The following is a 22,283-nucleotide window of genomic DNA, read 5'->3' as shown; positions in this document are numbered from 1 at the left end:
TTCTCCGTCGGGGACTTCATGCGGCCAGTGCGAACAGCGCGCGCGTCACGGCCACGGTCGTCGCCGTCCCCGCGGCGGCTCCGGCCTCGGCCGGGGCACCGACGACGACTCCCGCGATGACGAGGATCCCGGCCGGGATCAGCAGCGCCGAGTTGTTCACCCCGGTGTCGGACAGCGGGACGGTTCCCAGGCCCGGCTGGTACGCGGTGCCCGGGTAGCGGCCCGGCGCCGGGCCGGGGGTGGCGGTGGGTACCCGCGCGGCCTGCGACTGCTGCGCCGTGCCGGGGGCGGGCAGGTTCTTCTTCATCTTCTGATTGTCCGGCTTCCCGTAGATCACTGCGCCCTCCGCCGGACCGACCACGATGTTACCGTCGGGCACGTCGTAGGGGCCGCCGATGATCCACCCGAGGACCGCGTTCTTGCCGTCCTCCTGCAGCTTCTTCACGTACCACTCGGCCTCCGGAACGGCCTTGGACGCCGCACCGGCCGACTTGACCTCCCACACGTAGTAGACGTCGCTCTTGGGGTCGTGGCCGAGGATGTCGACGTTGCCCTTGTTGCAGGTCGTCAGCGAGGGGTCGTACAGGCACTTCTTGCTGGCGTTGGGGACGTCGACGTTCTGCAGGACCTCGAAGCTGGTGGCCCCCATTTTGGCGGCCTGCTGCTTGATCTCGCCGGCGGCGACCCGCTGCGCGTTGTTGTGCGCGCTCGTCCGGTCCATCGGGTGCTGGACGCCGAGTTCCCTCATGGCCGCCTTGAGGTCCTTCTTGAACTGGCGGAGGGACGCCCACAGGCCGTCGAGGATGTTGCGCCCGGTCGGGTCGCTGAGGGTCAGCGGGTTGTTGTCGCTGTAGGTGTACGCGGCCAGCGACTGCGGGTCGGACGTGGTCATCACCGGGTCGACGCTGATGAACCGTCCGGTGGCCGGGTCGTAGTCGCGGGCACCGAGGTGGGTGAGCCCGGTCGCCTCGCCGGTGCCGCCGAGGAAGCCCCGGGTGCCGGCCCAGGTGGACGGGGCCGCGCCGCGGGTGCCGCCGAAGGGGGTGGTGCGGCGTTGGACGACGGCGCCGGTGGTGGCGTCGATGCCGACCTCGGCGGTGCCGTGGTGGTCGGCGATCTGGAAGGTCACCCGGTTGTCGTCGGTGCGGACGGCGGTGGCGCCGCCCAGCGCGTAGTAGCGGGTGGCGGTGGGCTTCGCCGCGCCCTTGACCAGGTTGAGCTCGGTGGCGCCGAGGTAGAGGGTCCAGTTCTCGGCGGCCGGGTTGGCGCTGTCGAGGGTGTGGCCGAGCAGGCGGTTGCCGCCGGCGTCGTAGAGGTAGTCGGTGGTGCGGGTCGCGGTCGTGGTGGTGGCTGCCGTGGTCGTGACGGTGTCGACGACCTTGCCGAGCCGGCCCTCCACGTCCCAGGTCAGGGCCTGGTCGCTGGTCTGGTTGCCCGACGGCTTGAGGTGCCGGCCGGTGGTGTTGCCGGCGTCGTCGTAGTCGTAGCTCTCCGGTACGGGGGTGCCGGCGGCACCGGTGACGGTGCTGGTGCCGGTCAGGGTGTGCGGGTGGGTCGCGGTGGCGGCGGGGTAGGCGTAGGTGGTGGTGGCGTCCTGGGCGGTGTTGCCGGTGGCGTCGTGCCGGGTCTCGGTGGCCCGGGTGCCGTTGGTGTTGTAGGTCCAGCTGGTCCAGTACGGGGCAGGGCCGCCGAGTTGGGTGCTGCCGGGGGCCGGGCAGCTGCCGGTGCCGGTGCCGGGGGTGTAGGCCTCGGTGAGGCGGGCCAGGTAGTCGTACCGGAAGCACTGCCGGTCGGTGCCGGAGCGCGAGGTGTCGGTGACCGAGGTGACGTTGCCGGCCTGGTCGTAGGTGTAGCCGGTGGCGCGGACGGCTCCGGTGACGCCGTACTGGTCGGTGCGGCTGGAGGCCAGGCGCTGGGTGCCCCACTCGTAGGAGTTGGTGACGTACACGTCCCGGCCGGCGGTGCCGTTGCTGAGCGTCGACTGCAGGGGCTTGCCGGTGAGGCTGAAGGTCTGGCCGGTCAGGTAGTTGCTCAGTCCCTGAACGGCGGTCTGCCGGCGCAGTGCGTCGTACGTCATGGTGACGGACTCGGCGGGCAGGTTGCCGGCTGCCGGGTAGCTCAGGCTCTGCGGCAGGCCGTCGAGGCGGTAGATGCTCCCGCTGATGTAGCTGCCGGCGAGGGCCTCCTGGCCGGGGACGGACGGGACGGTGACGGTGGTCCGGGTGGACCGGCCGAGGGCGTCGAACAGTGAGTAGGTGGTCTTGTACTGGTAGGCGGTGCCGCCGACGGTGCTGTAGCGGGTGCTGGAGGACAGCACGCCCTTGTTGCCGGACGGGTCCCACGCCTGCGAGGTCAGCAGCGGACCGGTGGCCGAGTCCGCATGGGTCTCTATCAGGCGGCCGAGTCCGTCGTAGACGCTGGCGATCGTCTTGCCGCGGCCGTCGGTGGTGCTGGTGAGCTCGCCCCGGTTGCCGTAGGCCTTGACGGTGGTCCCGCTGTCCGGGTCGACCGCCTTGGTCTGCCGGCCGAGCTGGTCGTAGAGCCAGGTCCAGGCCGTTCCGGCCGGATCGGTCACCTTGGTGAGGTTGCCCGCCGGGTCGTAGCCGTAGCCGGTCGCGTCGTAGCCGCCGGTCGGGGTCGCCGACTTGTACTGGCGCAGTTCGGTGGTGCGGCCGGCCGCGTCGCTGATGGTGGTCGTCGGGGTGCCGCCGGTGGGCGGGGTGACGGTGACCCGGTCGCCGCCGTACTCGGTGAGCGTGGTGGAGAGGGGGGTGCCGACGCCGTTGCCCGCGAGCGCGGTGGTGCTGACGACCCGGCCGAGGCCGTCGTAGCCGGTGGCGGTCTGGGTCTCCACCCCGGTGGTGTCGTCGACGTTGCGCAGGGTCGTGGACGGCGCGCCGGTGGCGTAGTACGGGGCGTAGGCGAGGACGGCCTGGCCGCGCTCGTCGTAGAAGGTGTCGGTCAGCACGCGGCCGCCGTTGTCCGCCGGGTCCTGGGTCTGCCGGGCGCGTCCGAGGCCGTCGTAGAGCGTGTAGCCGGTCTGCTGGCTTCCGTCGCTGTTCAGCGTCCTGGCGGCGACGGCGACGATCCTGCCGTCCGCGACGGTGTACTCGAACTCGTGGTTGGGGGTCTGCCCGGTGGCCTTCGACCGGTTGGGCTGCCAGACCTTGAGGGTGCGGCCGAGGGCGTCGTACTGGATGTCGGTGCGGCGGTTGTTGGCGTCGAGGGTGTCGGTCGTCAGGCCGCGCAGCAGGTCGTAGTCGGTGGTGGTGGTCTGGGCGGTGGTGGCGTCCCCGGCCTTGGCGGGCGGGGTGGTCACCGCGGACCTGGTGGGCCGGCCGGTGGCCGGGGTGAAGACCGTGGTGGTGGTCCGGGCCTCCGGCGAGGCGGTGGTGACCGGGCCGGTCGCGTTGGTGACGTCGACGACCGTGGTGGAGGCCAGGGTGGTGGAGGTCAGGGTGCGCCCGTAGACGTCGTACGTGAACGCGTTGTCCAGGAAGGTCGCGCTGTTGCCGGTCTGGGACTTGAGCGTCTGGGCGAGCGTGACGTCGCCCTTGGTGGGCGCGGCGCCGTACGCCTGGCCGTCGTAGCGCATCCGCTGGTCGGACAGGACGGCGGAGGTTCCGTCCGGCTGCGTCTGCCGGTTGACGTCGCTCCCGCAGCCGGCGGCCACGGTCTCGACGCGCACGATGCTGGACAGCAGCCAGGCGGCCGTGTTGTCGGCGTAGGTGGTGCGGGTGCACTTGTCGTCGCCCGCGACCGCCACGTCGCCCAGGTCCTCCACCGCGGTGGCGCGGCCGTAGCCGTCGCGCGTGGTGTTGGTGCGGGTCTCCCGCCAGGCGCTGCCGGCGCCCTTGTCGAGCGAGGTGAAGGCGCGGGTGACGGCGGTGCCGGTGATGTTCGCGGTGGTGGTGCCCCAGTCGCGGACGCGCTTGGCGGTCTCCTGCTTCCAGGGGGTGTTGACGGTCTTGGAGAGGATCGCGCCGCCGGGCTTGTCGTACTGCTCGGTGCGGTACTCGTAGCCGGCCCAGGCGTTGTCGTCGGTGATCGTGGTGCCCTGGCCGTCGTCGACCGTCACGGAGCGCTTCTTGGACTTGTCGGCGGGGTCGGAGCGGTCGCCGTCCATGCCGCGCAGGTAGTAGTGGTCGGACTGGGTGGACATGGCGGCGACGCCGCCGGTCTCGACCCGGGTGTGGGCGTAGCCGCGCCACTGGGACCAGGTCTTGAGCTTGTCCTTGGTCAGGCCGTCCTCGTCGTCGAAGTGCCAGGCGGCGTCACCCAGGTAGGTGTAGTGGGTGACCATGTCGGGTGCGCCGCCGGTGCGGTCGGTGACGATGACCGCGTCGACGACGTACTTGTTGAACCACTCCGTGGTGACCGGGCTCTCCAGCGAGGCCTGGTACATCTGCGGGAAGCAGCGGGTGGTGTTGGACTGGGGGGTCGGCAGGGTGTTCCAGTCACACGCGGGCGCCGAGTAGTTGACGTCGATCTGGCCGCCGAGGTCGTCGGTGATGGTGCCGAGCCGCTGCTTGATGAACGGGGCGCGGCCGTCGCCGACCTTGTCGAGTCGGTTGGCCAGCTGCTTGTAGGCGAAGGTGCTCTTCGGCAGTGAGAGGGACGGACTGGAGGAGGAGCCGGTGTGCTGGACGGAGTCCAGGAGCAGCTGGTAGTCGAAGTCGGCGGTGCCCCACTTGTGGGTCAGGGTCCAGGTGTCGATGGCGGCGTAGCTGCCGTCGGCCTGGAGGGTCTTGGCCGTGACGGAGGTGAGGCGGGTGCGGGTGAAGAAGGCCGGGGAGTACTGGCCGGTGCAGTCGGTGCCGTCCTTGCAGTTCTGGTCCCACGGGGTGTCGTACCAGTACTGCCGGTTGGTGTCGATCTTCGCCGGGTCGCACAGGCCGGCCGTTGTCTCCAGGCAGCGCTCGGCGGTGCCGAACTCGACCCGGGCCATCGGCTTGACGGTGGCCGAGAACAGGTCGCCCTGCTGCTGGCCGTACTCGATGTGGTCCAGGCGCCCGCCCCGGACGTAGGGGGTGCGGTCGGTGGCCTTGAGGTCGCGGCCGTAGTTGTTGGTCTCGGGGGTGTACCAGTAGGTGATGTCGTTGCCGTGGGCGTCGACCACCAGGTCCAGGTTCCACCGCCAGCCCTGCTGGCACCAGGAGGACGCGAAGTCGGCGCCGTTGCACGGCTCGCCCGCGTTGTTCCCGTACACCGGCACGGTGTAGACCGACTTGGTCTCCGGCTTGCCGGCCGACCAGTTCGGCAGGCGGTTGTAACCGAAGTAGTAGGTCGTGCCGTCGGGCGTCGTGGCGCGGAAGTACTCGCCGTCGTTGTCGCCGTTGCCCCGGGCGGTGTCGCGGACGCGCACGATCCTCGTCGCGTCGTCGTTCTTGATCCGCCACTCGTCACCGGAGACCGGGATCAGCTCACCGGAGTGGCCGGCGAAGCTGATGGTGGCGTTGTCGGTGCCCCAGCACAGGTCACCAGGGCTCGCGGTGCCGGTCTTCGGCGCGCCGTCGTCGGCGCACGCCTTGTAGCTGCGCTCGACGAAGCCGGGCGAGAGGTCGAAGCCGTCCCCGACCCAGGAGGCCTGGTTGTTGCTGTTGGCCGTCCGGCCGTCGATCGCGCCGGAGTTGTAGGACAGGCCGACCTTCGGGGTCAGACCACCGGGCATCGCGGTCAGCGGCATGTCGTAGGACCAGGTGAACGACCCGCTGTTCAGCGCGGTCGACCAGCTCGACGCGCTCGACAGCGGCGTGGCCTTGTAGTCGCCGCTCGGGCCGGCCGTCCCGGCCGTGGCCGCCAGCACCATCGCGCCCGGCGCGGACGCCAGCCGCATCGACCCGGCCGGGGCCGAGGTCAGGGCGTCGGCGGCGACGGTCTGCTTCGCCGGGTCGTTGCCGCCCGGCAGTGGGCTCTGGACCCGGCACTCGGGCAGGTCGGGGGTGGTGAGCGCGCACCCGGGCAGGCGGACCAGCTTCAGGCGCGAGCCGAAGCCGGAGCCGGCCGCCTGGGCGAAGGACGAGTAGTCGACGGCCAGGCCGCTGTTCTCGTCGGCACCCGTGACGGTCAGCAGCACACCGTTGACGCCGGCCTTGGCGGCGGCGTCCTGGCCGAGCAGTTCGACCTTGGCCTTGCCCGCCGAGCCGGAGGAGGAGAGCGCGACCGGCAGCGAGCCGGCCTTGACGGCCTTGCCCTTCTCAGCGGGCACGTCGACGGTGGCGCTGCCCGCGCCGGGAAGGGCGCCGTGCTTGCCGTCGGTCCGGCTGACGGTGGTGTCGGCCTTGCGGCCCTTGGCCTTGGCGTCCGAGCCCTTGACCGGCTTCTCGGGTGAGACCGCGGAGGGCTTGGTGTACGGTTCCGCGGCCGCCGCGACGGCGGCCAGCGGCAGTGCCGGCAGCAGCGACCCGACCAGCGTGCACGCGATGACCGCGGACACCCTGGTGCGGATCGGCAGCCGCAGCACCGACCTCTTCCTGTTCATGGGTGGAACGACTCCTCTGGGAGAAAACGGGTGTGACGGACCGTGGGCCGGGCGGCAGGAAGCCGCCCGGCCCACGGAAGTCGGGGAGATCAGACGCCGGTGGAGGTGTTCAGCTCGACGTTGTAGTCGGCGAGCTTGGCGATCTGTGCGGGGCTCAGCACGCCCTGGTACAGCCAGACGTCGTCCAGCTCACCGGAGAAGTACTCGCCCCAGGCGCCGGCCGACCTGTTCCGGCCGAACTGCACGCCGCCCGTGGCCTCGTAGGGCTGCGGGGCGCCGGTCCAGGAGATGTGCGGGGTGCAGCCGGCCGAGCCGTCCGGGCAGCCCTGGTTCTCGATCTGGCCGCCGACGTACAGGGCGAGCCGGTCCGCGAAGGCGTCGTAGCTGACCGCCAGGTGCGTCCAGTTCTCGAGGACGGAGGTGGCCGGGGTGTGAGCGGTCAGGGTGCGGACGGCGCCGGTGGCGTCGGAGTCGCGCACCTCGGCCTGCCACTGGCCGGTCGGCTGGCCGTTGGCGTCCGTGCCCAGGGCGTGCCAGCGCAGGGTGACCGCGCTGTTGTTGGCGCCGGCCACGGACAGCACCGTCATGTCCCGGGTCGGGACGCCCGCGGTGTTCGCCCAGCCGGCCAGGGTGAAGCTCTGGCCGGTGTGCAGCGGGACGGAGCCGGTGGCCGCGTAGCCGGTGGAGCCGTCCAGCAGCAGGGTGCCGGGGGCGGGCAGCAGGCCGCCGTCGGCCTTGATCGAGGCGCCGCCGCCGAGCTGGGCGCCGGCCTTGGCCGGGCCCTCGTCGGGGGTGACGGCCGGGGTGCCGGTGGCCGAGGAGAGCTTCCAGCGGCCGGCCAGCTGCGGGCGCTGCTGCACCATGGCACTGGCCTCGGGGCCGGTGACGACCCGGTCGTAGAGCCGCACGTCGTCGATGTCGCCGCCGAAGAACTCGCCGTTGACGCCCTCGCGGTTGACGGCACCGATCTGGATCGGGCCGGGGTTGGCCCACGGCGCGTTCTGGGTGTAGTCGGACTCGCCGACCAGGAAGCCGTTGATGTAGAAGCGCAGCTTCTTGGCGGCGGTGTCGGAGACGCCCAGCAGGTGGGTCCACTCGCCGGTGGTGCCGGCGAAGCAGGGCACGCCGTTGATCTGGGTGCCCGGGGTGCAGTCGGGCTGCCAGGTGCGGACCAGGGTGTCGGCGGAGGTGTCCTCCTTGTAGCGGCCGAAGGCCCAGCGCTTCCAGTAGGTGGAGTAGTACAGCGAGAACTCGCTGTTGTGCTGGCCGATCTGGGAGACGGCGATCTTCGCGGTGGTGTCGTTGGCGGCGGGCGCGGGCAGCTTCACCCAGGCGGAGACCGAGAAGTCCCGGCTTCCGTCCACCTGCGGGCGGGTCCCGCGCAGGTAGTCGTCCACACCGTCCAGGTGGACCGCCTTGTCGGCGATGCCCGGCCGGCCGAGGGCGACGCCGCTGTAGGCGGTCAGGTTGTCGGTCTCGGCGGTGCCGACCGGCTTGGCGTCGCTGCCGTCCAGGTGCCAGACCGCCTTGGCGGGGCGGCCGGTGGCGAGCTGCTTGTCGGCGGCCACGTCGGCGGCCTCGGCCTTGCCCAGGTTGCGGTCCCAGAGCCGGACCTCGTCGACCGAGCCCTTCCACGGGTCGGTCATGCTGCCGTGCCACTTGGAGCGGCCGAACTCCAGCGGGCCGCGCGCGTCCCAGGCGGCGGTGACGGCCACCGGGGTGCCGGGCACGCCGTTGACGTACAGGGTGCTGGTCCTGGCCACCGGGTCGTAGACGCCCGTCAGGTGGGTCCACTGGTTGAGCACCACCGGGACGTCCGAGGAGGCCACCTCCAGCGTGTAGACGGCGTTGGTGTCCTGGCTGGAGGTCCACATCGCCCACTTGCCGCTCATCAGGCCGAGGGCGAAGCGTGCGGCCCAGTTGCCGCTCTCACTGACCGCGACCCGGTTGCGGGTGGTGTCGCCGGTGAGGTTGACCCAGGCGGAGACGGTGAAGCCGCGCGTGGTGTCCAGCACGTCGCCCTGGGTCTCGGCGTACCCGTTGGGGGTGCCGTCCAGGGCGAGGGCCTCGCCGAGGTGGCCGGCCGCGCCCGGGGTGGCACCGGAGCCGAGGGTGGCCTCGACGCTGCCGCCGGTGCCGGTGACGCTGGTGCCGCTCGCGTCGTCCATCGACCAGCCGGTGCGCTGGGTCTGTCCGGAGAGCACGTTGAAGTAGTACGTCTCGGGCTGCGAGGCGTTGCCCGATCCGTCGACGGCGCGGGCGGAGAGGAAGTGCACCCCGGCGGTCTGCGGCTGGATGCGGATCGTCTGCCCGGCACCGCCGCTGGTGGCGACCTCGTTCGCCGCGGACGGCGAGGTGTCCAGGCCCCACTGGTACTTGACCACGTCGGTGGCGGCGGACTTCAGGGTGAACAGGCCGTTCTTGCCGACGCCGTCGGTCCAGGGGAGCGCCGCGGAGGCGTCCTTGGAGCCCGGGTAGGCGTCCGAGGTGATCGCAGGGCCGTCCGGGGCGGAGGTGTCGACGATGAAGTAGCAGCCGGTCGGGTCACCGTCGGAGGACCACGGCCCCCACTGGGCGCCGTCCCAGGCGCGGGCCTCCCAGTCGAGCTGGAGGTTCTGCGGCAGGCCGGTCGGCAGCGGCCAGGAGAATATCGAGCCCGAGGCCTTGAAGGTGTCGGACCCCGGCGCGGCGTCCTCCGAGCCGGTGGACCACCAGCGCCGGCGCAGACCGGTGCCGTCGTCCCAGCCGACCGCGAACTGCACGCCGATGGCCTCGCCGTCCGGGTCGCTGGCCCGGGTGGTGACCTGGGGCATCTTGTTGATCCTGATGCCCGGGTACTGGCAGACCGAGCCCGGCGACATCGTCATGTCGGACATCGGGATCTGGTTGGGCCGCAGGTTGTAGTACACCGACAGGTAGGCGTCGTCGGTGAAGCGCTTCCAGGCGAGGGTGTCACCCTCGTTCTGGGCCTTCAGGCCGAAGCTGATGGTCGGCCAGCCCCAGTTGGCGGCGTCCTGGACGAGGTTGCGCACCGCGCCGTCCTGGCCGTACTCCAGCCAGCCGCCGGGGCAGCTGCCGCTCCAGCCCTTGGCGGTGTTGATGGTCTGCAGGTAGCGGCTCCAGAACCCGGAGGCGTTCTGGGCGTTCCAGTTCAGGCCGGGGGAGATGTAGCCGGTGTTCCACAGCTCGACGGGCCGGGCGTCGCAGGAGTACGACCAGCTCTCGTAGGTGCCGAAGGTGGCGGCGAGGATCTGCTTGCCGACGAACGGGTTGGGCACCTGGAAGAAGGCCCGCTTCACGTCGGTCGGCGCGCACCGCGAGGTGTCGCCGCAGTAGCCGACGCCCCAGTCGTGGACGTAGTTGCTGTTGTACGTGAAGTGCCAGTAAGCCTGGTTCGGGTAGGTGCGCGAGACGCCCGCCCAGTCGCCGGCGTGGGGGGTGTTCCACGCCGGGTCGATCATCACCGGGTAGACGGTGTCCGGCGCGTCCAGCATGCCCTGGTCGGGCGAGAGCACCAGGGTGCCCTTGGGCAGGTCGACCTTGAGCCGGGTCATCTTGGCGCCCTCGCCCGGCAGGTCGCCCAGGCCGGCGGCGGCGGGATCGGCCGGACCGGCGGCGGGGCTGTTCTGCGTGGGGGCAGCCGGGGCCTCGGCCTGCGGCGCCGCCTGCGGGGCGGCCTTGAACGACTTCGGGGCGGCGGCCGGCGCGTTCACCGGGGCACTCGCGGGGGCGCTCGGCGTGACGGTGGCCGGCTTGGAGGAGTCCCACATCACCGGGACGGGCGCCTCGAAGACGGTGCCGCCGCCGGACGGGTCCTTCGCCCTGAGGGTGCCGTCCGACTCCTGGCTGACCGTCAGGCCGGTGCCCCGCAGGCCGAGCCGGAGCTGCTCCAGCTCGGGGTTCTTGGCGGCCTCGGGGGTGTGCACCACGATGACCTGGGTGAACCCGGTCTTGGTGGCGGACAGCCGCAGGTCCACGTCGGGCAGGATCGACGTGTACTCGGCGCTCGCGCCGTTGATCTTCGGCTTGGGCAGCGGCTTCGGCCAGCTGAGCTTCAGCTCCTTTCCGGCCCGGGCCATCGTGACCAGCGGTTCGCTGCCGCCGCCGGAGAACCTGAGGTCGGCGGTGGACCCCTTGGGGGCGACCGTGCCGTCGGGCAGCGACTGCAGCGTGGGGTCGAGGTCCACCCACGCGCCGTTCTTGCGCACCCGCTTGGGCTGGACGTAGGTGGTGGTCTTCAGCTTGCCGTCGGCCTGGGCGACGGTGTCACTGGTCTCGCTGCGCTTGGCGAGCACCTCGACCGGCTTGCCGGTGCGGGTGGCTTCCTTGACGGCCAGGGTCTCGGGGGTGTCCTGGGCATCCGTCACGCCGGGCGGTGGTGTTCCACCGGTCGCGGCGGCCGCCGGAACCACCGCGGTGGCGGCCAGGGCGACCGCGGCGAGTGCCGCGGCGATCACGCTGCCCGACCGTCTTGCTGCTGTTCTCACTGTGCGTAAGCTCCGACTTCCGAAATATGGGCAAAGTTTGAGCGGATTTTCATGGACGTTTAATCAGGTGTCAAAAGTCCACGGGAAATCCGCGCGGGTGCGTGCGCATGGCGATGTCTCAGCAGAGCGGGAGCAGCTCAGGTAAAACCGGACAAACCAATTGGGTGCACTGTGGCGGAATTCACATCTACGAAGAAACTTCGTAGAGCGGTTCCGGTCATCGGGTTCCGGTTCCGGTCATCGGGTGGCGGTGGCGGTGGCGGTGGCGGTGGCGGTGGCGGTGGCGGTGGCGAACGGTGGCCGGCGGCCTTGACGTGGCGCCCGAGTGGATGGCACTCGGGGTTGTCGGTGCTGGTCGCCGAGGGTGTAGCGGTCGGGGCGGCGCTCCCTGGGGGGCACTGCGGACCGCGGGTGAGCTACGGCCGTGCCCCGAGAACGGGACGTCGGTGGTGGGGAGGCCGGTTACCGGGCCCGGCGGCTGCGGGCGGAGTGCCTTCGGTGGAAGAAATCCTCTCCGCGAACTGTTGGATCGTCGGTTCGTTGTGTCGGAATAACTAGGCTTGGCCGTCGTGCAGTTGTCTGAATCGCGGGGTTTCGGACTGCCGAACATGGTTTTCGGCGCGGGATTCGGCCGGGAAGGCGCCGCCTCCGGGTCTCAGTCGGTCGCAGGGCCGGCGGGCAGCGGCGGCAGGGACCACAGGGCCTGGGGGATCTGCCCCAGCCAGCGGGTCTCGGCCTCCATGCTGCCGTTGCACGGCAGGTCGGGCTCGGCCGACGGCGCGGCGCAGGGCAGCGGCGATCCGGACGGCCTCGGCCCGCGCGTCGGCGGCGTCGGCGTCGGCGTCGGCGGGACCGTGTCCTCGTTGCTCATGGCGTTCCTTCCGTCGCGGATTTCGGGATTGGTGGAGGTGGTTCGGCCGTCAGCAGCGGCCGCCAGTGGCCCGGGTGGGGCAGCAGCCGGCGCTGCCGAGCGCCTCGCTGCCGCCCTCCTCGTCGGTCAAGCCGCCGGCCATCAGGGCGAGGTCGAGCTCGCCGGACGGGTGGGCGGGGGCGGTGGCGCGGGCGGTGTGCAGGTTCTTCATGATGGTGCCGACCGGCCGGCCGTTCCACACGGCCTCGTTGGGCGGGCAGGCGTGGCCGTGTTCGGCGGCGCACCCGGCGACTGCGGTGAGGTTGTCGGTGAAGGCAAAACCCCGGGAGCGCTCGCCACCGCCCTCGTCACCGGCAGGTCCTTCCAGCGCCTCGCGACCGCCACCCCGGCCGACTACCGCCCCACCCCACCCTCACCCTCCACGCCCCGTGGCCGAACTCCCGCCCGCTGCGCCACCTACGAACTCCCTTCCTGGGCCCGTCCCTTGCTGGACGCCGCCGCCCACTACCTGAACCTCGCCACCGCCGGAACCCGCCTCCTCACCCCACCCGACCACGCCCTGGCACCCCTGCTGCAGAACGCCGAACACTGCCGACTGCGCCCGCCCCAGCACTCCCACCCCACCAAGCGCCCAACGCGCTACGCCTTCCCCGGAGCGCTGCCGGACGGCCCCGACTGGACGGCCTTCGTCGACATCCCCGACGTGCCCCCGCACCTGGCCGGCGCAGTCCACCGGCGCCGCCGACTCCAGGAAGCGGGCACGCGTTGGCGCGAATGGGAACGCATGTACGCCGCAGCAGCCGCCTTCCACGCCGCGCACCACCATCTGGACCCCACCGACCCCGACCACGACGGCCCCCTGATGGCCTGGATCATGGCGAACTCGCTCCCACCCGTATCACCGAACTCGACGCACTCGGCATGATCTGGTCGAAGAACGCAGGCGCCTGGGAACGCGGGGCCGCGTACGCTGCCGCGTTCCACCGCCGGCGCGGCCACCTGGCGATCCCGGCGATCACCAAGCTCGACGACTACGCGGTGGGCGCCTGGATGCGCCGCCAGCGCAAGGCCGCGGGCCTCAGCCTCGACCAGGTCGCCAAGCTCGACGCGCTGGACGAGCTGTGGCGTCTGGAGCCGGACTGGAACAGGTCGTACCGGCGCCTGCTCGCCTACCTCGCCGCTGGCGGCACCCTGGAGGGCCCGGCGAACCGCACCGGCGGCGAGGCGGACCCGGCCTTCCGCCCCGGCACGTGGCTGCGCAAGCAGGACAAGGCCCGCACCGAGGGGAAGCTGACCGACCAGCAGGCCGCGCTCCTGGACGCGCTCACCCGGCACGCCGAGACCGTCACTGATGAGGATCCGCGAAAACGGCTCTGACCGGAGTTTCGTGAAACTCATGGTCGGGTCAGGATCCGTGTCCGCAGGAGTCGGAACGAGGCTCGGCCGTACATGGCTCTCTTGAGCGTTTTGATCCGGTTTACGTTGCCTTCGACCTTGCCGGAGCTCCATTCGAGGGAGAGGCCGGCGATGACGGCGTCGAGGTCCTGGCGGAGGAAGCCGGCGAACGAACGGACGGGCGCGGGGGCGTCCTGCTCGGCCTCTCGGATCCACTCCGGCAGAAGGCTGCCGAGTCGGTTTGTCATGAGGTCGTGGAAGCATCGGGCCAGGTCGTAGGCCCGGGCAATGTCCGGGCAGGCGATCCGGACGCTCAGCAGCTTCTCCTGTTCGTGATCGGTGAGCGTTCCGGTCGGTCGCATGATCCATGAGGTGATCCGGCGGGGGCTGGGGATGTCCGCGCGGACCGGTTCGGCCGTCCCCTCGCGCAGGGACGCGACGTGGCGGCGGACCACCTGGACGCTGCCCTGGTAGCCGCGTTCGCAGATCTCCCGGAACAACTGCTGGCCGCTGGTGCATCCGGCGGTGAACCGGCTGTTCAGGTAGGGCTTGAACGGGTCGATCAGCCCTTGTTTGCCGGCTCCGAAGTCCCGGGCGGAGGCGAGGAGTTCGTCCAGCGGGGTAGTCTTGAACTTGCGGACGGTCTTGCGGTCCAGACCGAGGTGGCGGGCGATGGCGCTGATCGTCCACTTCTGGTCCAGCAGCCGGTGCACGTCCGCATACCGGTCCCGGGTCCGCTCGACGAGCGGCGTGCGGGGCAGCTGGGCCAGCGGCAGGTCGATCGCCGGCGGTTCGGGCGGGTCCTCCTGCTCAGCGCGTTTGCGCAGGCAGGAGCGGTGCTGGTGGCACGTCTTCTCCACCGCGGACGACAGGTTCTGCAGCAGATGCCAGCGATCCGCGACCTCGGTCGCCTCCGGCGCGGCCTCCTTGACCGCCCGGGTGTAGGCAGTGGCCCGGTCGCGGCAGATGATCTCCGCGCCGGGGTGCTCTCGCAGCCAGGCGGCGAAGGTCTCCGAGGTCCGGTCCGGAAGCACGTCCACCACCCGGCCCGTCTCGACGTCCACGAGCACGGTGCCGTAGGTGCGGCCCTTGCGGAAGGCGAACTCGTCGACCCCGAGCACCCGTGGCGCCCGCTCGGGCACGTCGGGGGCTTCCAGCAGCTCCAGCAGGCGGGTGCGGCCCGCCGCGATGCTGAGCTTGCGGCACATCCGCTCGCCGGCCCGGCCGCCCAGCTCGACAGCGACGGCCCGCAGCCACTGCTTCAGCCCGACGCTGGAGCGCACGTGGCGCTCGCTCAGCCCCCGGACCTGCTCGACGAACGTCCGTCGGGGACAACGGCTGCGGTCGCAGAAGAACCGGCGCACACGCAGCCGTATAGCCAACCTCCTTCCGACAAGCGGTCGTTCGGCCAGCGTGCGCCAGTAGGTGGAGTGGACTCGCTTGCCGGCACTTTCACAGCCCGGGCACCGGGTCGGCGGGCCGCAGGCGGCCACCTCCACCAGCAGAAGGCCCTGGTCGGCGGTCAGCCGCTCCAGTTCGATATCGACTCCGGGGAACAGCACATCTTCGATCGAGTGGAGGACCACGCGAAGGTCATCCCGCAGGGAAACGATCCTGCATTCACGCCGATGACCTGGCCTTTCACGGAACTCCGGTCAGAGCCGTTTTCAGGGATCGCCATCATCACCGGCTGACCCACCGACGAACGCCCGCCGTCCCGGCCTGCCCGGGCCGGGACGGCCCGCTCCCCGGAAGGAGACGAGTGACCACCACCCAGCAGCCGAAGGTGTCCTGGTACGCGCAAGCGCGACCAGGCGGGACGTTAGCCGGACGTCAGCCGGCGGTGGGTGGTTCGGACGATCTCGTGCCAGAACGGCGCGGCCGCCAGGTAGCCGCCGAGCGCGGCGAGCACGCCGAACGAGACGTCGACGCTCACCCGGCCCTGTTTGGCCCAGTAGACGTCCTGCAGGTCCAGCAGCAGCGCGAACTCGTCGGTGATCAGAGCGGCGCCCGCGCCGTAGACGGCGGCCACCCCCGGGTGGCCGACCGCCTGCTCGTCGCCCCGGACGGCCACCAGGCCGACCCCGGCCAGCGCCGCGATGCCGACGTTGTAGTGGTGCAGGTGCTTCCCGTCGGCTGACACGTTCCCCCAGGGCAGCCAGCCGCCCCTGATCCCGTGCGTGATGAACCGCACCGTGCCGAAGGTGGCACCGAAGGACGCCCACATCACCACCAGCGATCGCTTGGTCGGTGTCAGGTGGCGGTCTGCAGCTCGACGCCATTCGTCCACCAGCCGCAAGGGCGTCGTCGTTGCCATGCCACCGACCTCCAGTACCCGTCCGGTCCTCCGCAGCCGACGCTAACCGAACCGCGGCCCGTCCACCCGGCGGCCACCCGGGAGGACGAGCGCGCCGCCGACCGGTACGCCGACGCCGGAGACGAGGCCGCCCACGCCACCGCAGCCACCGCCTTGGCCGAGTGGCAGCGCGTACGCGACCACTCCGCCGAGAGCAGGGCCGAGCGCTACGACCCCGACCACGACACCGCCCTCCAGTACGCACTGCGCCGTGAGCGCCACCGTCAGGACGTCGCCGAATGCGCCCGCGAGGCCGCCCACCAGGCCCGCCAGACCACCGACGCCGCCCACCGCCGCCTCGCCGGCCCCGCAGCCCAGCCCCTCTACACCGCCCTCGACGCCCTCGACCGCGCCGGCCTCCACACGTTCACCGACGACGACCACCAGGCCGTCCGCGACCTCACCCGCCACCTCGACCCCGAAACGCTGCGCCAGGGCACGAGCTGGCTGTAGCGCACCCGCACCGCCGCCTTCGCACTGCGCGACACCGAGCAGGCCCGGCCCGCCCGTCCCGTCGTACGGCGCAGCCAGTTCTGACCGACCGCACGGGCCCTTGGGAGCCCGCAGCCCTTGTTGCACGCGCCCCAGCCGGAGGTCACCGGCTGGGGCGCGCTGCTGCGTCGTCAGCACCGCTGTCCACAGCCAGCCTCGGCCAGGGTGGCCGCCATGACGACGAAGAAGAAGCCCCCAGCGCCCTGCCAGGCCCACGCCGCCGACAGCTGGGGCAAACTGCCCGGTGGCAGAACTGCGCACCGTCCAGACACGGCTCCTGGCGCTGCTGGAGCAGTACGCCGACGGCCCGCTGAGCATGGACTACCGGTTCAGCCCGGACGAGACCACCCAGCGGGCGATCCGCCTGCTCGCAGCCCTCCTGAACGTGCCTCCCAGAGCCGTACGCTGCCACGCCCGCGGCTCCCGCTGGCCCGCCGGCCGCAAGTGTGGCGGATCGGTGATCGGCTGAGCAGCCTTGTTTTCGGGCTGGGGGTTGATGGATTGGTTGAGAAGGTCCGGGCCGTGGTGGGGCGTCGGGGCGGGGCCGGTTGTGCGGGGGTGTTGCCGACTGGATATCAGGGTGATGTGACCTGCGGGTTTTGGTGCTTGGTTGAGAACATACGGATCACGTGAGAAGTAGTGGAGATTCCTGCAGTCTGGATGAGAGCCCTGTACGCGCCGGTTGGGCCGGGGGTGGCTGGCGCCCGGTCGGCAGTTGGCCACGCCGCCTTGGCGGGCCTTCGGCCGCGCCGACGCTGGAGACGAGGCCGACCACGACTGCCCCTCGTGCACCGGCTGGAGGGACACGGCCATCGGGTGAGTGCGGCCCCGGTGCGGCTCTTATGCCCGTTCATGCCCGAGGACGTGAGAGCCCGGAAGGGCCTATGTGGGAGAGTACGTGGCGATCACGAATCCTGGGGGTGGGATCAGTGCGCACACGTCACTGCGCGGTGGCGGGGATTGTTTTGGCGGTTCTCGGCGTGCCGGCCTGCACGGCCGACCAGAAGGCCGGGCCGGAGGCCGCCGCGGCCTTCACCCCGGTGCCTGCGCCCAAGAGCCTGCGCGAGGGCCTGCTGACCCAGGAGCGGCTTCCCCCAGGGTTCCGGCTGAACAAGGTGGAGGTCGACCCGACGTCGACCGCCGCTTCGGCCACGCCCATCCCCATCCCCATCCCCATCGCCTCGCTTCGGTGCGACGAACTCGAGGTCGACTCTTTCATGACGACCCACGCCCCACCCTTGGAGAACGTGGCGGTGACCCTGGAACGGACACCGACCGGCGACGAGGGCGACGGCTGGTTCGGCCGGGAGTCGCTCGACCGCTACACGCCCGGCCGAGCGGCCGAGGTCATGGACGCCATCCGCGGTACCGCGAAGCGCTGCGCCTCCTTCACCACCACACTCACGGACGGCACGAAGTGTGAGTTTGCGGTCCTGATCCGTGAGAGGAGTTGCTTTCGCCTGTGAGCCCGTTGATTGGCATGGAAACTTGGACTGTCTTCGGCATGCCATTTGACCTGCGCAAACTACGTGGCGGGCCCTTCAGGTCCGAGGGTGGAAGGGCCTTGAGCTTCATGTTCGGTCATTAGATTGGAAGTTCGGAGGTATCGCCGGAATTCCTCTTGATATCTTCCGTGTTCTCGCAGCTCAGGGCTCGTGTTGGCCGGGGCCGGGGCTGCCTGCACGATGGACTGCGGTTCCCGGCGAGCGGCTGATGGCTGCTCAGCTGGTGGAATCCTGCACGATGCCCGGCGGGTTTGCACCCTCCCAGGAGGCCCGTGAGAAGCCGTCGTCGTGCCGATCGAGAGCGCCATCTCCGCACTCAGGTGGCCGATCAGTACAGATCGCTGCTTCGCGGGTTGTCGTTGAAGCAGTCCCATGTAGCCGTGAGGAGTCGGCCGGCGCGCCGCACATCCGTGGCATCGTCTGCCCGAGCGGGCTGACAGCTGGGCGCGGACGGCGGTCGTGCCATCCCGGCTCCGGTGCGGGTCTCCCGCAGCCGGCTCCGGATGCCTCAAATCCCTTGAGGGGCCGATGAGCTTCCCTGACTGCGGGCCGTCCGCTACCGGAAAGAGCCACTTCGCCTAGGCGCTCGGCCAGGTCGCGGCCGAGTCCGGAATGACCGTCGCCTGGTTCATCGTTGAGGGCCTCGTCATCCTGGTCTGCCAGCAGAGATGTGTGTTTCGACGGATCTGACCTGCGCGATTGGCCGGGGCGAAGCAGGGACGGGCACTGAGGTTTCTCTCTTGTCCTTGCAGGAGTGACGATGGGGCCCAGCAGGCTGTTCTCTTCCCAGGGCGGACCGACCTGGATCAAGCACGATTGGCAGCGGAGCATGGAGCAGTTGGAGGGTGGCAAGCACGCGACCTGTCGGCATCGGTCGTTGGTGGTGATCAATCTGTATGAGCAGGTGCGGAAGTACGAGTGCCGGGATTGTCAGGCCGTTCTCACCTGCTTGTGCGATCGGGAGATCGCCGTCCACGTTCTTCCGCATCAAGCCATGCGGAGTGTGGACGCGCAGCGTTTCGAGGTGCGTGTCACCAACCCACTGACAGACCGCGTCTGCCCCGAGTGCCGGAGTGAGGTGCCTCCGGCCGCGCCGAGGAAGCCGCACCGCGGGGCCGCGAGTCTGGTCCAGCGGTACTACTGGCGGGAAATCTATAAGGAGACGAACCGCCGGTTCATCCAGTGGCTGCGAGCACAAGGACTGCCCCTGTGCAGTCCTGACGGACAGTCAACGGTTATGGCCCTCGCGCGTGAACACAGCGATCAGTACAGATCCCTCGAGCGGGCCGTCATCGCGGACGTGAAGGACCAGCACGCGACGAACCCCAAGTATGACTTCACGAGGCAATCGGACGCAGACCTCCTCGCGGCATGCCGTGTGGAGACCGACGACTACCATGCCTGTTACCTCACACCAACGATCGGACATGTAGAGGTCCTACCGGTCGACGCGAAGGACGTCGGATCCGCAGTGAGCGTCGAGGAGTTCGTGGCCCAGCACCTACGAGGCGCCGGGCGTGAGGTCATGCTCTGTGAGAGTCGGCCGTTCCACGCTCTTTACGCCACCCTCATGTGGCTGTGGGTGCAGGACCCCGCGGACCCCCGTGGCCGCCCAGCCGGGTTCGGCAGAGGTGCACCCACCGACGACGGCTCGAGCGAACTCATTTGGACGATGCTGCCGGAGGACTTCGGCAGCCCCGCCCATGCCATTCGCCGCGCCGACGCCCTTCAGGAGCACCTCGACTGGCTCCCCTCCACGACGGACGAATTGCTGTGGGTGTTCGACTATTGGACGCCTCATGCCGAGGACCTCAAGCAGTACTTGTGGGCGTACGCGGGTACGGATACCGAACGCGGCCGCAGGCTCATTGAGATCCTGGGCCCCGGGCGGATCAAGGCGATCTTGCGCTTCCTCGCGGACGACTACTGGGGCCGCTACCTCGGCTGGCCCGACCTGGTGTCATGGCGCAGCACCGAACGCATGAGCCCAGATGTCGACTTCGTCGAGGTGAAGTCGAGCAGTGACAGGCTCAGCGAGGACCAACGCGCGTGGATGACGAACAACAGCAACATCCTGAAGCTCTCCTTTAGGATTGCGAAAGTCCACAAGACGCAAGTCCTCACCCGTCCCTGAGTCGGTACACGCAGATGCCGCCAGGGCACGCCCGGCGACATGCTCATCGCGGCCAAACACCGTCTCGTCTGTCGGGCTGCCGGTGCATGATGCGGGGATGAGCCGGGAACCTGAGCCGTCGATCCTCCTGGTCACCATGGACCGCGCGTCGGTTCCCATGGATCCCTCGCGATCGGGCTACTCAGACGCTACGGCGTGGGTAACTGATCGTTTCAGAATGCCGCTCGGAGTCGTCGCAGGCAGATGATGCTGCAGGCGAGTTCGAGGAGACCCTGGTGAAGGTCGGCGCGCCGCTCGTAGCGGATGCGGAGTCGCTTGAACTGGTGCAGCCAGGCGAAAGCGCGCTCTATGACCCAGCGCACCTTGCCCAGTCCGGACCCGTGGGCGATGCCGCGTCGGGCGATCAGCGGTTTGATGCCGCGCTTCCACAGCAGGCGGCGGTACTTGTCGAAGTCGTAGCCACGGTCGGCGTAGAGGCGCCGGGGCTTGCGCCGAGGGCGTCCCCGTAGGCCTCGGATCGACGGGATCGCGTCGAGAAGCGGCAGGAGCTGGGTAACGTCGTGGCGGTTGCCGCCGGTGAGCGTGACAGCGAGCGGGGTTCCGTGGCGGTCGACGATCAGGTGGTGCTTGGAGCCCGGACGGGCGCGGTCGACGGGCGAGGGGCCGACATGGTCCCCCCTTTGAGGGCCCGGACATGCGAGCCGTCCACGGCGCAGTCGTCCAGGTCCAGCGAGCCCGCGCTGCGCAGTTCGGTCAGCAGGGCGGCGTGCAGGCGGGGCCAGACGCCTGCTTTGGTCCAGTCCCGCAGCCGGCGCCAGGCCGTGACCCCGGAACAGCCCACGGTCTCGGTAGGGACGTCGCGCCAGGCAACGCCGGTCCGTAGCACGTACATGATGCCGGCGAGAGCCGCCCTGTCCGGGATGCGAAGTCGTCCGGGATGGCGGTGGCGTCGTTCGGGAGAAGGTGGCAGCAGCGGAGCCACCCGCTCCCACAGGTCGTTCGGAACAAGATCAGCGCGCACCTGGACACCCTGCAGATCAAGATCGCCGAGCGCAAGACCCACAGCTCAACTCGCCCAGGAACGATCAGTAGGAGCGTTGGATCACGTCTTCCGCCGGGTGGTCGGCCAGGGGATCTCCTGGAGAACATCCTCAGGAGTCGGCACCGCGTCCGGGTAGTGCTGGCGGATCTCCCGGAGTACCGAGGCATCCGCGGTGCAGAGGTCCCAACTCGTGCTGTCGAACTCCCGCAGCACCACCCTCAGCTCGTCCCCTGCATACCCCGCGAAGTCCCCGTCAACAAACTGAACACCCGGCGCGACCAGGGCCAGTAGCTCCAGGGTGCTGATCCCGGCACCGGAAGAGGCCTCCTCGATCTCGGCAAACCTGGTGACCAGTCGAGCATCGTCGATCCGCACCTTCCAAGTGAGACCGAGCCCAAAGCTCCCGAGGCGTACGAGGAGTTCCGCCAGCGTGACGTAGTACCGATTGGAGGCGCGGTCCCGCGCGGGAGGACGGTCACGCCAAACCGCGAACGTGATCGACTGAAATGCCCCAGGGGACCCTGCCATCGATGCGGCTCCGTTCGCTAGCGAGGATCAGCGTGCTCTCACATCATGATCTTCCTTGACTGCAGCTGCAGATCATTTTGAAACCGTCAGTAAGTCCTCAGTGGTCATCGCGGCGTTCCCCATCGGTTGTCGGTCATTTCCCGCCGCCCATGCAGACGTCGCAGGCGTCCTGGCCGGGGCTCGGCGGGAAGGGCGCACCGCAGTAGCCGCACTCGTCTACTTCCGAGGAATGCTCGCTGCAGTTGAAGCAGATCAAGACCTCGGCCTCCGGTTCGGAGGCGGTAGCCGCACCGATGACCAGGGCCTGGGTATCGCATTTCCGGCACCACCGCACCGGCGACGGTCCGCCGTCGACTGCCTATTCCCTCCCGGTGTTGAGAACCCTTCCCGCATAGGCGAACGCCGCATCGTGGGGCTCGCTCTGGTAGTGGCAGTACCGGCAGCGGTCCTCTTCCTTGTTCCCGAGGACCAGGGCGAATTGGCCGCAGCCAGGGCACTGGACGGTGCGGGACTTCACAGGCTCTAGCTCGGGAGCGAGTCTGCGCATCCGCGCCCTGACGTAGCCGCGGACCGTGTCGCGTCCGTCTCGGATGAGGCGCAGGTTCCCCGCGATCTCACCGTCTGGCGGGGCGATGTGGGGGAACACTTCGGTGTTCACGAAGTGGACGAGGAACTCCAGCACATCGGCCGCGTTCGCCTCGATCAGGAACCGGTTGACCTTGGGGTCGTGGGGCCGGCCGTAATGCTGGAGCTGGTTGCGGAGCTTGGCCAACTGCTTGAGCCTGGTCTTCTCCTTCTCGCTGATGGCGACCCCGGCAATGTCGGTCAGCCGGGTGATCGTCTGCTCGACGGTGCAACTGGTCAGGCTGCCGTCCTCCAGTTCGAGACGCTTGGCTTCGCCGGGGTTCTTGAAGACCAGGCTCCAGTGTTCTGCTTCCAGCCGGTACTTGAGCAGGCACTCGGCCGCGGCCTGCAGGTGCACCACCGCGTAC

Annotated in this window: 15 protein-coding genes; 6 read left to right on the top strand and 9 right to left on the bottom strand. The window is 70.0% G+C overall.

What is annotated here, in order from left to right; all coding sequences use genetic code 11:
- Positions 1 to 16: 16 nt before the first annotated feature.
- The 4 genes from ACZ47G_RS29850 to ACZ47G_RS29835 all read right to left on the bottom strand — a co-directional run bounded on the left by ACZ47G_RS29850 (position 17) and on the right by ACZ47G_RS29835 (position 12,050).
- The gene (locus ACZ47G_RS29850; protein WP_465747929.1) at positions 17 to 6,481 is read right to left on the bottom strand and encodes an RHS repeat domain-containing protein; all 6,465 of its coding nucleotides are present in this window, start codon (positions 6,479 to 6,481) and stop codon (positions 17 to 19) included.
- Positions 6,482 to 6,570: 89 nt separating this feature from the next.
- Positions 6,571 to 10,938 carry a LamG-like jellyroll fold domain-containing protein gene (locus tag ACZ47G_RS29845; RefSeq protein WP_465747927.1) on the bottom strand — a complete coding sequence of 1,456 codons (4,368 nt, stop codon included), beginning with the start codon at positions 10,936 to 10,938 and terminating at the stop codon, positions 6,571 to 6,573.
- Between the two features lie 685 nt (positions 10,939 to 11,623).
- Entirely contained in the window at positions 11,624 to 11,839 is a 216-nt protein-coding gene (locus ACZ47G_RS29840) for a hypothetical protein (RefSeq protein WP_465747925.1), read from the bottom strand.
- A gap of 49 nt (positions 11,840 to 11,888) precedes the next feature.
- Positions 11,889 to 12,050, bottom strand: coding sequence for a hypothetical protein (locus ACZ47G_RS29835; protein ID WP_465747923.1), 162 nt, complete (start codon positions 12,048 to 12,050; stop codon positions 11,889 to 11,891).
- Between the two features lie 51 nt (positions 12,051 to 12,101).
- Here ACZ47G_RS29835 and ACZ47G_RS29830 point away from each other — a divergent pair, with 51 nt between their 5' ends.
- Complete coding sequence (locus tag ACZ47G_RS29830) at positions 12,102 to 12,764, top strand: hypothetical protein (protein WP_465747921.1); 663 nt, start codon at positions 12,102 to 12,104, stop codon at positions 12,762 to 12,764.
- Complete coding sequence (locus ACZ47G_RS29825) at positions 12,761 to 13,216, top strand: helicase associated domain-containing protein (protein ID WP_465747919.1); 456 nt, start codon at positions 12,761 to 12,763, stop codon at positions 13,214 to 13,216. Before ACZ47G_RS29830 ends, ACZ47G_RS29825 begins: the two co-directional genes overlap by 4 nt.
- A 17-nt stretch (positions 13,217 to 13,233) precedes the next feature.
- Here ACZ47G_RS29825 and ACZ47G_RS29820 read toward each other — a convergent pair whose 3' ends face one another.
- Both ACZ47G_RS29820 and ACZ47G_RS29815 read right to left on the bottom strand, forming a co-directional pair.
- A complete protein-coding gene (locus ACZ47G_RS29820; RefSeq protein ID WP_465747917.1) occupies positions 13,234 to 14,820 on the bottom strand; it encodes an ISL3 family transposase in 1,587 nt (528 codons plus the stop codon).
- Positions 14,821 to 15,056: 236 nt separating this feature from the next.
- A complete protein-coding gene (locus tag ACZ47G_RS29815; protein WP_465747915.1) occupies positions 15,057 to 15,551 on the bottom strand; it encodes a hypothetical protein in 495 nt (164 codons plus the stop codon).
- 153 nt (positions 15,552 to 15,704) lie between these two features.
- Between ACZ47G_RS29815 and ACZ47G_RS29810 the strand changes: the two genes are divergently transcribed.
- The 4 genes from ACZ47G_RS29810 to ACZ47G_RS29795 all read left to right on the top strand — a co-directional run bounded on the left by ACZ47G_RS29810 (position 15,705) and on the right by ACZ47G_RS29795 (position 19,721).
- Positions 15,705 to 16,043: a hypothetical protein gene (locus ACZ47G_RS29810; RefSeq protein ID WP_465747913.1), complete on the top strand. Its 339-nt coding sequence runs from the start codon at positions 15,705 to 15,707 to the stop codon at positions 16,041 to 16,043.
- A gap of 283 nt (positions 16,044 to 16,326) precedes the next feature.
- Entirely contained in the window at positions 16,327 to 16,551 is a 225-nt protein-coding gene (locus ACZ47G_RS29805; protein ID WP_465747911.1) for a hypothetical protein, read from the top strand.
- Positions 16,552 to 17,011: 460 nt separating this feature from the next.
- The gene (locus ACZ47G_RS29800; protein WP_465747909.1) at positions 17,012 to 17,548 is read left to right on the top strand and encodes a hypothetical protein; all 537 of its coding nucleotides are present in this window, start codon (positions 17,012 to 17,014) and stop codon (positions 17,546 to 17,548) included.
- 868 nt (positions 17,549 to 18,416) lie between these two features.
- On the top strand, positions 18,417 to 19,721 hold the full coding sequence (locus tag ACZ47G_RS29795; RefSeq protein WP_465747907.1) for a VRR-NUC domain-containing protein: 1,305 nt from the start codon (positions 18,417 to 18,419) through the stop codon (positions 19,719 to 19,721).
- 212 nt (positions 19,722 to 19,933) lie between these two features.
- Here ACZ47G_RS29795 and ACZ47G_RS29790 read toward each other — a convergent pair.
- The 3 genes from ACZ47G_RS29790 to ACZ47G_RS29780 form a co-directional block, all read right to left on the bottom strand.
- Positions 19,934 to 20,742, bottom strand: a protein-coding gene (locus ACZ47G_RS29790) for an IS5 family transposase (protein WP_465748140.1) whose coding sequence is annotated in 2 segments (ribosomal slippage) — positions 19,934 to 20,403 and positions 20,403 to 20,742 — 810 coding nt in all. Because the reading frame shifts where the segments join, the coding sequence is not laid out codon by codon here.
- Between the two features lie 81 nt (positions 20,743 to 20,823).
- Positions 20,824 to 21,291: a hypothetical protein gene (locus ACZ47G_RS29785; RefSeq protein ID WP_465747905.1), complete on the bottom strand. Its 468-nt coding sequence runs from the start codon at positions 21,289 to 21,291 to the stop codon at positions 20,824 to 20,826.
- Positions 21,292 to 21,649: 358 nt separating this feature from the next.
- Positions 21,650 to 22,276: a hypothetical protein gene (locus tag ACZ47G_RS29780; protein ID WP_465747903.1), complete on the bottom strand. Its 627-nt coding sequence runs from the start codon at positions 22,274 to 22,276 to the stop codon at positions 21,650 to 21,652.
- Positions 22,277 to 22,283: the final 7 nt, after the last annotated feature.

It is taken from the genome of Kitasatospora sp. NPDC030952, assembly GCF_055571335.1.
Note: the sequence above shows the minus strand (reverse complement) of the source record. Positions and strands in the feature narration are given on the sequence as shown.